The 13,518-nt window shown below is 59.9% G+C and carries 9 protein-coding genes and 2 pseudogenes; 7 read left to right on the forward strand and 4 right to left on the reverse strand.

Annotated elements, in window-relative coordinates:
- Positions 1–97: 97 nt before the first annotated feature.
- From ACPWR9_RS25460 to ACPWR9_RS25485, 6 genes and pseudogenes are all read left to right on the forward strand, one after another.
- Positions 98–2,188, forward strand: a pseudogene (locus ACPWR9_RS25460) (hemagglutinin repeat-containing protein); the annotation flags it as partial.
- A 290-nt stretch (positions 2,189–2,478) separates the two neighbouring features.
- Positions 2,479–2,691 (forward strand): hypothetical protein, encoded by a 213-nt coding sequence (locus ACPWR9_RS25465; RefSeq protein ID WP_426300598.1) that lies wholly within the window; start codon positions 2,479–2,481, stop codon positions 2,689–2,691.
- Positions 2,678–3,076 (forward strand): hypothetical protein, encoded by a 399-nt coding sequence (locus ACPWR9_RS25470; protein WP_426300596.1) that lies wholly within the window; start codon positions 2,678–2,680, stop codon positions 3,074–3,076. The genes ACPWR9_RS25465 and ACPWR9_RS25470 overlap by 14 nt, the downstream gene beginning before the upstream one ends.
- 592 nt (positions 3,077–3,668) lie before the next feature.
- Positions 3,669–4,376: pseudogene (locus ACPWR9_RS25475) on the forward strand (integrase core domain-containing protein).
- A gap of 51 nt (positions 4,377–4,427) precedes the next feature.
- A complete protein-coding gene (locus tag ACPWR9_RS25480) occupies positions 4,428–4,697 on the forward strand; it encodes a hemagglutinin repeat-containing protein (RefSeq protein WP_426300594.1) in 270 nt (89 codons plus the stop codon).
- Positions 4,698–5,662: 965 nt separating this feature from the next.
- Complete coding sequence (locus ACPWR9_RS25485) at positions 5,663–6,001, forward strand: DUF5076 domain-containing protein (RefSeq protein ID WP_426300592.1); 339 nt, start codon at positions 5,663–5,665, stop codon at positions 5,999–6,001.
- 85 nt (positions 6,002–6,086) lie between these two features.
- Here ACPWR9_RS25485 and ACPWR9_RS25490 read toward each other — a convergent pair whose 3' ends face one another.
- Complete coding sequence (locus tag ACPWR9_RS25490; RefSeq protein ID WP_426300590.1) at positions 6,087–7,481, reverse strand: MFS transporter; 1,395 nt, start codon at positions 7,479–7,481, stop codon at positions 6,087–6,089.
- Positions 7,478–8,875 (reverse strand): M20 family metallopeptidase, encoded by a 1,398-nt coding sequence (locus tag ACPWR9_RS25495; protein ID WP_426300588.1) that lies wholly within the window; start codon positions 8,873–8,875, stop codon positions 7,478–7,480. The genes ACPWR9_RS25490 and ACPWR9_RS25495 overlap by 4 nt, the downstream gene beginning before the upstream one ends.
- A 242-nt stretch (positions 8,876–9,117) precedes the next feature.
- On the opposite strand from ACPWR9_RS25495, the gene ACPWR9_RS25500 reads away from it, so the two are divergent.
- Positions 9,118–10,038 (forward strand): LysR family transcriptional regulator, encoded by a 921-nt coding sequence (locus tag ACPWR9_RS25500; protein ID WP_426300586.1) that lies wholly within the window; start codon positions 9,118–9,120, stop codon positions 10,036–10,038.
- Here ACPWR9_RS25500 and mdtD read toward each other — a convergent pair.
- Together mdtD and ACPWR9_RS25510 are read right to left on the reverse strand one after the other, a co-directional pair.
- Positions 10,031–11,491, reverse strand: coding sequence for a multidrug transporter subunit MdtD (gene mdtD, locus ACPWR9_RS25505; RefSeq protein ID WP_426300584.1), 1,461 nt, complete (start codon positions 11,489–11,491; stop codon positions 10,031–10,033). The two genes, ACPWR9_RS25500 and mdtD, sit on opposite strands and share 8 nt — an antisense overlap.
- 124 nt (positions 11,492–11,615) lie before the next feature.
- Positions 11,616–13,517 (reverse strand): propionate--CoA ligase, encoded by a 1,902-nt coding sequence (locus ACPWR9_RS25510; RefSeq protein ID WP_426300582.1) that lies wholly within the window; start codon positions 13,515–13,517, stop codon positions 11,616–11,618.
- Between the last annotated feature and the right edge of the window lies 1 nt (position 13,518).

A 13,518-nucleotide genomic window follows, 5' to 3' on the forward strand; every position in this document is an offset into this window, starting at 1 on the left:
CATACTCCGCAAAAGCCGGAATTGCAGTCGGAATACCACTCGGCTTTGGATCTTGGGTTTTGTGCGAGATAGATGATAGAAAGTAAAGTCATCGGACGGCATTGGCGTAGGCGTGTCGGTGGGCAGCAATGGCATGTCCATCGGGGTGACGGCGAACGCTAGCGCCTCACGGGGTAAAGCTGACGGCAAAACCACGGTGGCATCGGGTGGCGACACGACCGTCAAAGGCGGCGTGATTGCGGGTGAGCGAGTCGTGGTCGAGGTCGGCGGCGACCTGAGCTTAGAGAGTCTGCAAGACACCAGCGTCTACGAGTCGAAGGACCAATCCATCAGCGCGAGCGGCACGGTGGGTTTTGGCGGCGCGTCCGGCAGCGTGAACGTTAGCCATCAACAAATCAGCAGTGATTTCGCGAGCGTGACCGAGCAGGCCGGGATCAAAGCAGGCGACGGTGGCTTTGACGTGACGGTACGCGGCAACACCGATCTCGTCGGTGCCGTTATCGCGTCCACGGACAAAGCAGCCGAGTCGAATAGGAATCGTCTGAAAACCGGTTCGTTGACCGAGCGCGATATCGAGAATCACGCGGAGTACGACGCCTTCGGTGTGAGCCTGGGCGGTGGCGTCAGCACAGGCGGCAGCGATGGCGCTCGCGTCGGCACCGATCAGAAGGGCCGAGCCGAAACCGGAGCGAAAGCGATACCCGGCAGCGAGTTACCGAAGACCGGCCCGGTGAGCGTTGCCCCACCGGCGGTCGTCGCGGCAAGCGGTAGCGGGACAAGCGTGACGCGCAGCGGCATCAGTGCTGGTGTCATTGAAATCACGGATGAAGCGGCGCAACTGGCGAAAACCGACAAGACAGCGGAAGAAACCATCGCATCCGTGAACCGTGACGTGTCCTCAGATCAGGATGGCGCCAACGCGCTGGCTAACGAGTTCGATAAGGAGCAAATCGAAACCAGCTTCGAGATCACACAAGCGTTGCAGCACGAAGTTGGGACGTTTGTGAACAACCGCGCCAAGAAAGCCGACGAGATCGAAGCGCAGCTTAAGAACACCACCGACCCCGAGCAACGCGCAGCACTTGGCGAGCAACTTGCCGACGCGAAGAAATGGGGACCGGGAGGCGATTACCGGTTGATCGTAAGCGCGGTCACCGCAGGCATCGGCGGCAACGTCACGGGGGCCGCTGGTGAGATGGCCACGCGCGCGACCGTGACTTATCTGCAAGGACTCGCCGCGAAAGAGATCAAGACGCTCGGCGAGAACCTTGATCCCGCATCGAAAGCAACGTTGCATGCCATCGCCGGTTGCGCGGGCGGGGCTGCGTCAGGCGGGAGTTGCGACGCAGGTGCAATGGGGGCCGCAGCGGGATCGTTGCTCGGCAGTCTACTCGCAACCACCGACAAACCGGGGCAGCCGCTTTCGCAGGTAGAGCGGGAAGCACGCGTCAATCTGATCACGTCAATTGTGGCCGGGGTGACGGCGGGCACCGGCGGCGACGTGGCGACGGCATCGACGGGGGCAACGACTGAGGCCGAAAACAATACGCTCGGGATTACGGTTCTGCCCCCGCCGCCGCAACCCGGTACACCGTCGGGTTCGATTCGTGGTGGTCGAGGTAAGAACGCCACGGACGAATTGGATCCAGCCGGTAGAGGCAACGGCGGTGCTGAGCCCACAGCAAGACTTGCTGACGCCTTGCGTGAAGCTTTAGCGGACGCAGCGTGCAAAGTGTCGCCGTTGGCTTGTGCTAGTCGTCACGTTGTGGAGCAAGCCACGGAGAGCGTGGGCTCGGACGCATCTGAAAAGCCAACGATTACCGCCACGCCAAACAACGGCCCGTCGGGCGCCACAATCACCGCAACACCAGACTCAGGCGAGAAAGGCCCGACGATAACGGCCACGCCAGACCAAGGTGAGCGCGGCGCTACAATCACCACAACCCCGGATCAAGGCGCGAAAGGCCCGACCATTACCGCGACGCCGAATGACGGACCGGTGGCGTTTGATCCGATGTTGAGCAAGGATAGTTTCACGGATGCCCCCCCTCAGGTTCACTGTCCGACGACGCGACACGCGTCTGGTATCACAACGAATTGGACAAGATTCCTGAAAAAATTGATAAATCAGCATCGATCCGAGATCAAGCCATCCAGGCATTTAACCTTAGAAACGAAATCAAAATGAAAGCACGAGAGCTAATGCTGGATCAGGCAAAGGCTGCTGCCTTGGATCCACCGAAGACATTGGATGACGTTCTTCGCCGTGCCGCCGAGCAAGGGTTTGAGGGGGACGATGTCTGGCGATATGTGAGAGACGGCGCGGTCCGGTCGAACCGTGCCGTAGACGATGCGTTAGGAATCAAGCGAAAGAGGTAATGGATGACTAGGAAGCCTGTCGTATTTACGCATGATAGCGGCAACAAAGCTTGCATCGATGTCCCTGCAATCCCAGATTGGGCGGGTTTCGACAAACTCATGGAGTTTCTCGTCGTTCATTACGCCGCTGTTGTTGTTGAGCTGGTTGACGGGCCAGATTGCCGTAAGGCCCGACTAAGAATTTCAGGAGAGGATGTTGAAGTCATCCATGATGATCCTTATGGGAACACGATTCGTGCGTGCGATATCGGCGCAAACGTAATTATTAAGTCAGTCGCCGACGATTTGTTAGGGCGACTTGCAGGGTTTTAAGGAAAGGACGCTTAACGAGGAGGATATTCGGGCCGACCTCAAGATCGTTAAGGCGCTGCAGCGCGAGGTTGGCGTCTTCACGAATATTCGCCAGATCATCACGGTCATTTCCGCGGCGGCTGCGGGCAACGTCAGCGCAGGCATGGGCGAATTCGCGCAGCGTGCTGCCGTGAGCTATTTGCAAACGCTGGGCGTGGAGAACGTGGAGCAGATCGCCGATGACCTCGACAGCGAAACCACGCGAGCCGCCCTGCAAGGCATCGTGGGATGCGCGGGCGCCGCGGCGTCGGGGGTAACTGTTCCGCTGGGGCGCTTGGAGCATCGTCGCGGGAGTCTCCGCCACGGACGGCGCAAGCGCCGGTGCCGCGTCCGCGTCGCTCGGTGAGTTCATGGCCAAGAACGGTGCTTCGGCCGAGGAAATCCAGGAGGCTCAGACAGACCTACTAAGAGGATTAGGTACCAATGCGGTACAACCAGCATTCAGCATCAGCTTCTCGAAAGAATATCTAGCTCATCCTTCTCGAACACCAGACCACCAAAGTAAGCCATAAAAATAGATGAAAATCTTGAAAAAAAGCTTCTATTTAATGCAAAGCAAGTCGTGATTTTTCAAGAAATGAAAATTGTTCTTGTTGACGATGATTCATTTCATAGACGTGGCGACAAATCCATCAATCGGAATGTATACGCTTTCGACTCAGGCGGCACATTGCTCTGGAAAATCCACGAGGCTCCGGACGGTGGCGATGAGAATCCAAAGCCTTACACACGAATCGCTGTCCTAGGGAAATCTGTTCTTCTCGAAAACTGGATTGGGACGGAGTATCAGGTTGAAATTAATACCGGCGCAGTTAGTCGCCACGGTGTTAATAGACGCCCGTGGTAGCGGTATAAAATATATTTTCAAACAACGACGTCTCCTCCGATTTGAGTAGCGCGGCGAGTTAGAGTCCAATCACGTAATCAGGAGATTGGACATGAAGAAGCGATTCACCGAAGCTCAGATCATTGGCCTCCAGCGGGAAGCGGAGACCCGTATGCCGCTCAAGGATTCGTGTCGGCGGCATGGATTTTCCGAAGCGAGCTACTACCTGTGGCGCAGCGAGTTCGGCGGGATGAGCCGTGCCCGACGCGAAGCGCCTGAAGGAGTTGGGAACCGAGAACGCCCGATTGAAGAGACTGCTGGCCGAGTCGATGCTGAAAAACGAGGTCACGGGCGAGGCATTACGAAAAAAGTGGTAAATGCCCCTTCACGCCGAGAGGTGGTGCGCCATATGACGCAGCAAGGCCTGAGCGAACGCCGGGCGCTGCGGGTAATCGGCATGAGCGCCAGCGCATTTCGCTATCAGCCGGCGCCGGACCAATAACGGAGCGGAGTTTTGCAACCGGGACATGCTGACCCGGGCACACGGGCGAGGCGTGAATCTGTTTCTGATCGAGCCGGGCGAACCGAACCAGAATGCCTACATCGAATCGTTCATCGGGCGTTTCAGGGATGAATGCCTCAACACCACTGGTTCACCACGCTGTCGCATGCCAAGCTGGTGATCGAGGCATGGCGCCGCGAATATAACGAGGATCTGCCGAAGAAATCGCTGGGCGGATTAACGCCCGCATCCTACGCCCGGAAGCTCGTCGACAAAGCGTTACATTACCCCCCGGGCTCTAAAGGCCGGTGCTACTGAAGACGGGGGGACGTCGCGCGCTCGCGCTAAACGAGACCTGACTCAAGAGGAATGGTTGGCGCAACGGCAAACGCTGGCGCCTCGCGCCGCAACACGGATGATTGCGACGTCACCAACAACTACAGTCACATCCCAACTGATAGCAAAACCACGGTGGTATCGCGTGGTGGCACGACTGTCAAAGGCAGCGCGATCGCCGGTTTGCATGTCATGGTCAATGTCGCTATTGGAGGATCTAACGAGGATCGCGTCAATGTTCTTCTTCGAATAGAGAAAAGCAGAGACTACCGTTTATCCACCTCAATACGCCAGTCGCACTGACATTACGAGCAATCACACAGGAATTCAGCATTACTTAAATATCAAACTCGGTGACAAATGACTAGAGAAAATCCACACACCAACTTATTTTCCCTCACCCTCCGATCATCGACATTTCTATCCCTCCTATCGCTAACAACCAGCCTACTTTTCGAACTAGTTTTCTACCCCCTTTATTTCGACATCGAAGCCATACTCCACAACATTCTCTTCTCAGCAAAAATAGGAGTGGCGGCGGGAATATCTTTCAGCCTAGGCTTTTGGATGCTTATCAATATTTACAGCGACCGGCCAAACAAGAAACCCAGAAATTTACCAAACTCCCCACACGCCAACAAAAACGACCATAAGAAAAAAGAGACCAATCTCAGAAATTTAATAATTATTTTTAAAATTTCCTTTCATTTCATAACAAACTACCTCATCACATTATTCTCAATAGGCCTCATCCTACTCGCGCTCGGAATACTGACGACCGAAGACATTAATAGACCACTCCCTGCACCAAGCGAAGGTCTTCAATCGCACAGATACAACAATACGATTGACCAAGAAATTATCGAAAATCGAGGCAATCTTCTTGAGAAAGAGACCCACCACCCCTGATGTACACACTTCATTCACTCAATGCCCCCCTTCGCCCCCCCCCCGCAACTCCCGCCCCACCCTCCCCCTCCCTCCGCTGTGAATAATCTGCAAAAACTCTCCTAGGACCACGGCCGATAGCCCGCACACAGCGCAAAGCAATCCCCCGCCAGCCCCCGCGATACGGGGTCTTGAGGGACGTTTAGAGGATTTGCACCACGCAAAGCCGTAGTTGGCGTACGACGGCATCACACGGATCAACGCGTGTACGGTTGCCCTGCCGATCAACGGCGCTGGACGGATGAGCCACAAGCCCCCGCGCTCTCGCGGACTTTGCGACTCTCCCAACTACGAACCCACATCACATTGCGAGGTGAATCATGAATGAATGCCCGATACCGGAAGCTGCACTGCTCGATGACAGCGCCGTCGAAATGCTTCGCGTATGGATCACTGAAGATGACTTGCACTGTTCGATGAAAGTCGGCGAGTACGCCGAAGTCATGAACATCACGGAAGAATCCGTCTGGGGAACGATTCTTGCCGACGTCGCGCGCACGCTATCCGAAGCGCTGGAAGCCGAATGCGCCAGATACGACGGACTCTCCTGCCGCCCCAGCCATCCCTCCAACACGCTCGCAAAAATCTGTGACGCCTTTCTCACCGGATTGAGCGCGTCCGCCGCCAACGACCCCGGCATCCCCAGCCGGCATCACTAACGAGGCACCAGCAGGCGATTGCCTCTCAACCGCCCGCTAGCCCCCACGTCTGCGCATACGCGCAAACATTACCGACAACCTAAGGTCATCGCGCCCCCATCTTCGTGCGTGCAATCAACAGCGTCACGAGACTAATGACAGCGCCGACCATCAGATACAGCCCCGGTGCAAGCTTGTTGCCCGTTGAGGCAATCAGCCACGCGACAGCAAGCGGCGTAAAGCCGCCGAAGATCGTCGTGCCGAGGTTGTAACCCACCGCCATCCCCGTGGCCCGCGTGCGTGTCGGGAACAACGACGACATCAACGCCGGAATCGGTGCGAAGTACACCGCCTTGAGCGTGCCGACCCACAACATCACCAACATCATCGTCGCGAGCGACGCGTGCGCATTCATGAACGCGAACGCCGGATACACCGTGCACAAGAACAACACCCCAGCCACCGCCATGATCCGGATGCGACCCACTCGATCCGACCAATGCCCCACAAACGGCGTCAGCGTCATGATCACGAACCCGGTGACCAGCGTCGCGATAAAGCCCTGCTGCGGCGGCAACCCCAACTGCTTGGTCGCATACGTCGGCATGTACAGAATCATGTAGTTCGCCGTCGTCGTCAGAATCAACGCACCGATGCACACCAACAATCGCGACTTCTGCGTCGCCAACACTTCCCGAATCGGTGATGGCCCAGCCACCTCGCCAGCTTTCGCCTCGGCCGCCTCTCGTGCCTTGATCGCCTCCTTCTGGAACGCCGGCGTCTCATCCACATACTTGCGGATGTACAAACCGATCGGCCCAACGAGCATCCCGAAGATGAAGGGAATTCGCCAGCCCCACGAATCCAACTGCGGCTGCGTGAGCGCCCCTGTCAGCACCGCACCGAAAGCCGATGCCAACAACGTGCTCGCGCCCTGACTCGCAAACTGCCAACTCGACATGAAGCCCGGGCGATTCGGGACATGCTCGACCAAAAACGCCGTCGAACTACCGAACTCACCGCCCGCCGAGAACCCCTGCATCAATCGCGACAGGAAAATACCGACCGGTGCCCACACGCCAATGGCCGCATACGTCGGCATGAACGCAATCAGCCCCGTGCCCACCGTCATCATCGCGATCGACAACATCAGCGACGCCCGCCGCCCATGACGATCCGCATAAGCGCCCAACACGAATGCCCCCAGCGGCCGCGCCAGATACGACAGCGCAAACGTGCCCAACGCCATCAACAACGACACAGTCTCATCGTGCGCAGGGAAGAACAGCGTCGAGATCGTCACGGCGAAGTAGCCGTAGACGATCAGGTCATACCATTCGAGCGCATTGCCGATCGACGTGGCAACGATCAGCTTGTAGACGGGTACGTGAGCGGCCGGTTTCGCATCGGCAGACGAGGACGAGCTGGCGGAACTCTCCGCATTGCCCTCCGAAAGACTCCCCGTATGCCCCGCCCCCGGTGCGGCAGCAGAACTGTTCATCGCGGTTTCCCCTCTTTGAGGTCGACTTCGCCCAGATCCCAAAACAATCCCGCCATGATTTGCAGCGCCTCACGCGCGACCGAGCCGAGCAAATGCTCGTCAGGCGCATGCTGCGAGCAAGCCGGGTACGAGTGCGGCACCCACAGCGTAGGCAGCCCCAACACGTCGGCGAACACATCGTTGGGCAACGTGCCGCCAAGGTTCGGCAGCAGTACCGGCGGCTTGCCCGTCGTCTCGCGCATCGATGCCAACGCCCACAACACCCACGGATCCTCCGGGTCGAGACGCGTCGCCATCACCCCACGCTCGACTTCCACATCGACCATCGTGAAGCCGTGCGCGTCTAAATGCGCACGCACGATCTCGCCGAGCCGCTCCCAGTCGGTGCCGACCACAAACCGAATCTGCATGTGGGCGTACGCATAAGGAGGAATTGCGTTGACCGGCTTTTCAGGGTTGCCCGTCTTGAACGCGAGCACTTCGATGTTGTTCCAGCCGATCACACGCTCGGTCGGCGTGAGGCCAGGCTCGCCGTAGTCGGCATCGACTTCAGGATCGTTCGGGCCACCGCCAACCTCCAACCCCTCGAGCGCGCGGCGAACCGACGCGGGCAATGCAGGCGGACGCAGACCCTCAATCAAGATCTTGCCGTTGCCATCGACCATCGACGCAATCGCATTGGCGAGCACCACACCCGGATTACGCAGCAAGCCGCCCCAGTTGCCCGAGTGATGACCACCTTCGCGCAGATTCAGACTCAGCTTGAAATTCACGAGACCACGCGAGCCCAAGAAGACCGTGGGATGCGTCGCAGCCAAACGCGGGCCATCGGAGGCGATCAGCACGTCGGCACGCAACTCCTCGCGCAACTGCTCGCAGACCGCGTGCAAACCCGGCGAGCCCATTTCCTCGCCCATCTCCACGATCATCTTCACGTTGTAGCCAAGCTTGCCGCCGCGTGCGGCTAGCACCTCGGCGAGCGCCGCCAGATTGATCGTGTGCTGACCCTTGTTGTCCGCCGTGCCTCGGCCGTACCAACGATCACCTTCCACAACGATCTCCCACGGCTTTAGCCCGGCACGCCATTGCGCGTCGTAACCACGCACCACATCGCCGTGACCGTAGGTCAGCACCGTCGGCAGGTCATCCCCCTCGCGACGCTCGGCAATCAGGAAAGGGCCGCCGCCCGGTGCCGGGTTCGGCACGATGCGTGAAGTGAAGCCCAGCGCGGCGAGCGCGGGCGTCATTTCATCGGCGAGATAGGCTTGGAGAATCTCGCCGCTATCGGCTTCCTGACTCTCCGTCTTGAACGCCACGCGGCGATTGAGGGTATCGAGAAACGCGCCCGAATCGTATTGGGCGGTAGCTTGAGCAATTGCGGCATTACGGGTCACTGCATGTCTCCAAATGGCTTATGGGGACGGCGGCCGGGGCTCGCACTCGCGCTGCGACGCGTGTCGGTAGCACGCTCTGGCACAACCGTTCAGGCCATTCTAGGAGTCGGTTTTTTTGACAACAATGATAATATTTCGAACGTTCCGTTGCCGTTTCGGCAAAGCAAAAGCCACACGTTTCACGAGCGTTTCGCACTTACCGCGTCGCGCCCTCCCGCCCTCTCACTGCCGCTGCGTCGCCCATGCAAACCCATGCCCTGCGTTACTTTCTCGAAGTCGCCCGGACCGGCTCGCTCAGCCGCGCGTCGGAGCGTCTGCACGTCGCCGTGTCGGCACTGAGTCGGCAAATCGCGAAGTTGGAAGAGGATCTGGGTACGCCACTGTTTGAACGGCGACCACGCGGCATGGTGCTTAGCGAAGCGGGAGAACTGCTCGCCGACCATGCGCGACGCGTCTTGCTCGATGCGGAACGCGTGACCTCGGAGATTCGCGGACTGTCGGAAGTCGGCCGCGCCACCATTCGTGTGGCGAGTTCCGAAGGCGTCGCGCGAGACTTCCTGCCGCAAGTGTTTGCGCGATTTCGAGAGGCTTATCCCGGCGCGCATTTCCTGCTCGACGTCATCTCGCCATTCGCCGCCACCGAACGCGTGCGAGATGGCGAAGCCGACATCGCCGTCTGTTTCAGCGTCGCACCGGAAAAAGGTGTGCAGGTGGTGCACACGCAGCCCGCACCGATCTATGCGCTCATGGCGCGCGCGCATCCGCTAGCAAAGCGGCGTGACGTGGCGTTGGCCGATTTATTGCCCTACCCGCTGGCGTTATCGAACGCCGGTGTGACCATCCGGCAGATGTTCGATCTGTGCTGCACCCTCGAAGGCTTGCTGTTCGAGCCGGTGTTCGTCAGCAACTATCACGCGGCGCTTCACAGCTTCGTACGCACGGGCAACGCCGTCACGCTCACCGGTTTGCTGACGGTACGCAGCCGTCTCGCGCCGGAAGGGCTTGTCGCCATTCCGATCCGCAATCCGGCACTACATCAGCGCTCGCTGCAAGTGCAAACGATGGCCGGGCGCACCCTACCCGCACCGGTCGAAGCCTTCCTCGGGCTGCTGATCGATGCGATCCGCGCGCCGGAGATTTTGGACCGGCCGCTCGCTAGTTAGCCGGCGGTGGCGGCGTAGTTGCCGCAGCAGTGGCTTGGGCAGGCGTCACATGTTCGTCGTTCGCCATTTGCTCGCGATCGGTCAGTTGCGCGAAGATCCACGCCGAGCAGCAAGTGATGAAACCCACGCAAGCGAACGTCGCACGGAACGCGGGCAACGCCCCCACGCCCGCGCTCTCGCCAAAGGCGCCCGTGAACGTGACGAGCAACGCGCCCCCAACCGTCAGGCCGAAGCTCATCGCCAGCATCTGCACGAGTGAGAACAGGCTGTTGCCGCCGCTCGCATCGTCCGGGTTCAGGTCCTTGAGCGTGAGCGTATTCATCGCCGTGAACTGAATCGAATTCACCCCGCCGAGAATACCCAACTGCACGATGAGCAACGGCACCGGGTAATGCGGCGTCACCAGCGCAAAGCTCGCCATGACCACGCCAGCAAGAATCGTGTTCCAGACCAGCACCGGGCGATAGCCATAGCGCGTGACCAGATGCGTCGCGAGGCTCTTCGCGAAGATGCCCGAGATCGTGATCGGCAGCATCAGCAACCCGGCTTCGAACGCCGAATACCCCAGACTCACCTGAAGCAGCAGCGGCACCAAATACGGCACCGCCGCGATGCCGATGCGTGCAAACAAATTCCCCAATAGCCCCACGCTGAACGTATGCACGCGGAACATTGCCAGCGAGAACAGCGGCTGCGGTGTGCGGTTCGCATACAGCCCATAGGCGACAAAACCGGCAAAGCCGACGACCAGTAACACGAGCATCAGCGCGTGCGCCCCGGCCATGTCGGCGTGCCGGTCGAGCGCGAGCGACGTCGCGATCATCCCGACCGAAAGCAGCAGATAACCTTTGACGTCGAACCGCGTCTGATGCGGCGCGCGCGCATTGACCAGAAAGAAGTGCGCCGCGACGCAACCCAGCACACCCACGGGCACGTTGATGAGGAACACCCAATGCCACGAAGCGACCTTGACCAGCCAGCCGCCGAGCGTCGGGCCGATCAGCGGTCCGATCATGCCCGGCACGGCAACGAAGGCCAGCGCTTGCAGATACTGCTCGCGAGGGAACGCGCGCAGCACGGCCAAACGCCCCACCGGCAACAGCATCGCCCCGCCGAACCCCTGCACCACCCGCCAGACGACGAGCGCATCGAGCGTCGTCGAGTACGCACACATGGCCGAGCCAATGGAGAAGATCGTGAGCGCGCTCGTGAAGACGATGCGCGTGCCGAGACGGTCAGCAAGCCACCCCGAGAGCGGAATGGTCACGGCCATGGTCAGCGCGTAGGCGATGACCACCGCCTGCATGTGCAACGGCGACTGGCCCAGATCGCGCGCCATCGCGGGCAAGGCGGTGTTGACGATCGTCGAGTCCAGCGTCTGCATGAAGAAGCCGACGGACACGACCAACAGCATCGCCTTCTGTCGCCAAGCAGTGAGAGGGGTTTCAGTCATAGCGCTGCGCTTTCAACAGGTCGACGGGTTCACGAATGCGCGTATGTTCGCACACCCACGACACCGTCGATACCCTCGGCACCCGCGATGCCCTCGATCGCCGCCGTCGTCAACGCTTGCGATATCACCGCCCCTGCACAGCCTCCCGCACCTGCTCCAGCGCCGCCGGATCTTCCAGCGTGATGAGATCCCCCGTCTCACGCCCCTCGCAGATCGCCTGAATCGCGCGGCGCAGCAGCTTGCCCGAGCGCGTCTTGGGCAGCATCGTCACGAAGAACACGCGCGCCGGACGCGCCACCGCACCCAGTTGCTTGTCCACCGTCTTCATCACGTCGCCTTCCAACGCGAGCCGTTGCTCCGTCGTCTCGATCAGCTCCGGCTGACGCAGCACGGCAAATGCAATGGCGACCTGCCCCTTGAGTGCATCTTGCGCGCCGATCACCGCGACTTCCGCCACGGCCGGATGGCTCGCAATGCTCTCTTCAATCTCACGCGAACCCAGCCGGTGGCCCGCCACGTTGATCACATCGTCGGTGCGCCCGAGGATGAAGTAATAACCATCGTCGTCGCGCACGCCCCAGTCGAAGCTTGAATACAACTGCCGCCCGGGCACGGTCTGCCAATACGTTTTGACGAAGCGCGCGTCGTCACCCCACACCGTGCTCATGCACCCCGGCGGCAACGGTCCTTCAATGGCCAGCACGCCTTTCTGATTCGGGCCGCAGTCTTCGCCGGTGACCTCGTCGACCAGTTTCACGTCGTAGCCATATACCGGCTTGCCTGGAGAACCAAGTTTGCTTGGCAAGACTTCGATACCGCGCGCCATCCCGAGAATCGGCCAGCCGGTTTCCGTCTGCCAGTAGTTATCGACGACAGGTTTGCCCACACCGTCTGTCAGCCATCGCGCCGTGGGTTCGTCGAGCGGCTCGCCTGCGAGGAAGATCAATCGCAGCGACGACAGATCGTATTGCGTGAGATAAGCGGGATCTTGCTTCTTCAGCACGCGGATCGCCGTCGGCGCGGTGAACAACTGCGTCACGCGGTACTTCTCGACAATGCGCCACCAGATACCGCCATCCGGGCGAATCGGCGTGCCTTCGTACATCACCGTCGCAATGCCTGCGAGCAGCGGCGCATAGACGATGTAGCTATGTCCGACGACCCACCCGATGTCGGAGGCGCAGAACATCGTGTCGCCCGGCTTCGCACAGAAGATGTGCTGCATCGACGAGGCTAGCGCCACGGCATAACCGCCGGTGTCGCGTTGCACGCCCTTCGGCTTGCCCGTCGTGCCCGACGTGTAGAGCACGTACGACGGCTCGCTCGATTCGAGCCATTCGCACGGCACGACGGCATCGAGATGTTGCTCACGGAGCACCGCATAGTCGACGTCGCGCCCTTCGACGCGATCCATCGGGGCGAGGCCGCGGTCGATCAGCAGCACGCTCGACGGCTTGCTTTGCGCGAGCGTGATGCCTTCATCGAGCAACGGCTTGTACGGCACAACCTTGCCGTTTCGCGAACCGGCATCGGCCGAGACGATGACTTTCGGACGCGCGTCGTCGATACGTGCCGCAAGATTCACCGAGGCGAACCCGCCGAAGACCACCGAGTGAATGGCACCGAGCCGTGTGCAGGCGAGCATGGCGAAGAGTGCTTCGGGCACCATCGGCATGTAGATCAGCACGCGCTCGCCGCGCGTCACACCCAGCGATTGCAGCGACGCCGCCATGCGGTTGACCTCGGCGGCCAACGCGTCGTAGGTGTACACGCGCTCTTGTTCGGTTTCCGTCGACACCCAGATCAAAGCATTTTGGGAGCCGCGTGACGGCAGATGGCGGTCGACGGCGTTGTGACAAATGTTGGTGCGGCCGCCGACGAACCATTTGGCGAACGGCGGCTTGTCGTAGTCGAGCACCTGGGTGAACGGTGTCTCCCAGTCGATCAGGCGGGCTTGTTCCTCCCAGAAAGCCTCGCGCGACTCGGGGTCGACTGAACGAGCGTGAAACGACGCGTACGAAGTCATG

This window comes from Pandoraea pneumonica (assembly GCF_049918595.1).
Classification (GTDB): Bacteria; Pseudomonadota; Gammaproteobacteria; order Burkholderiales; family Burkholderiaceae; genus Pandoraea; species Pandoraea pneumonica_A.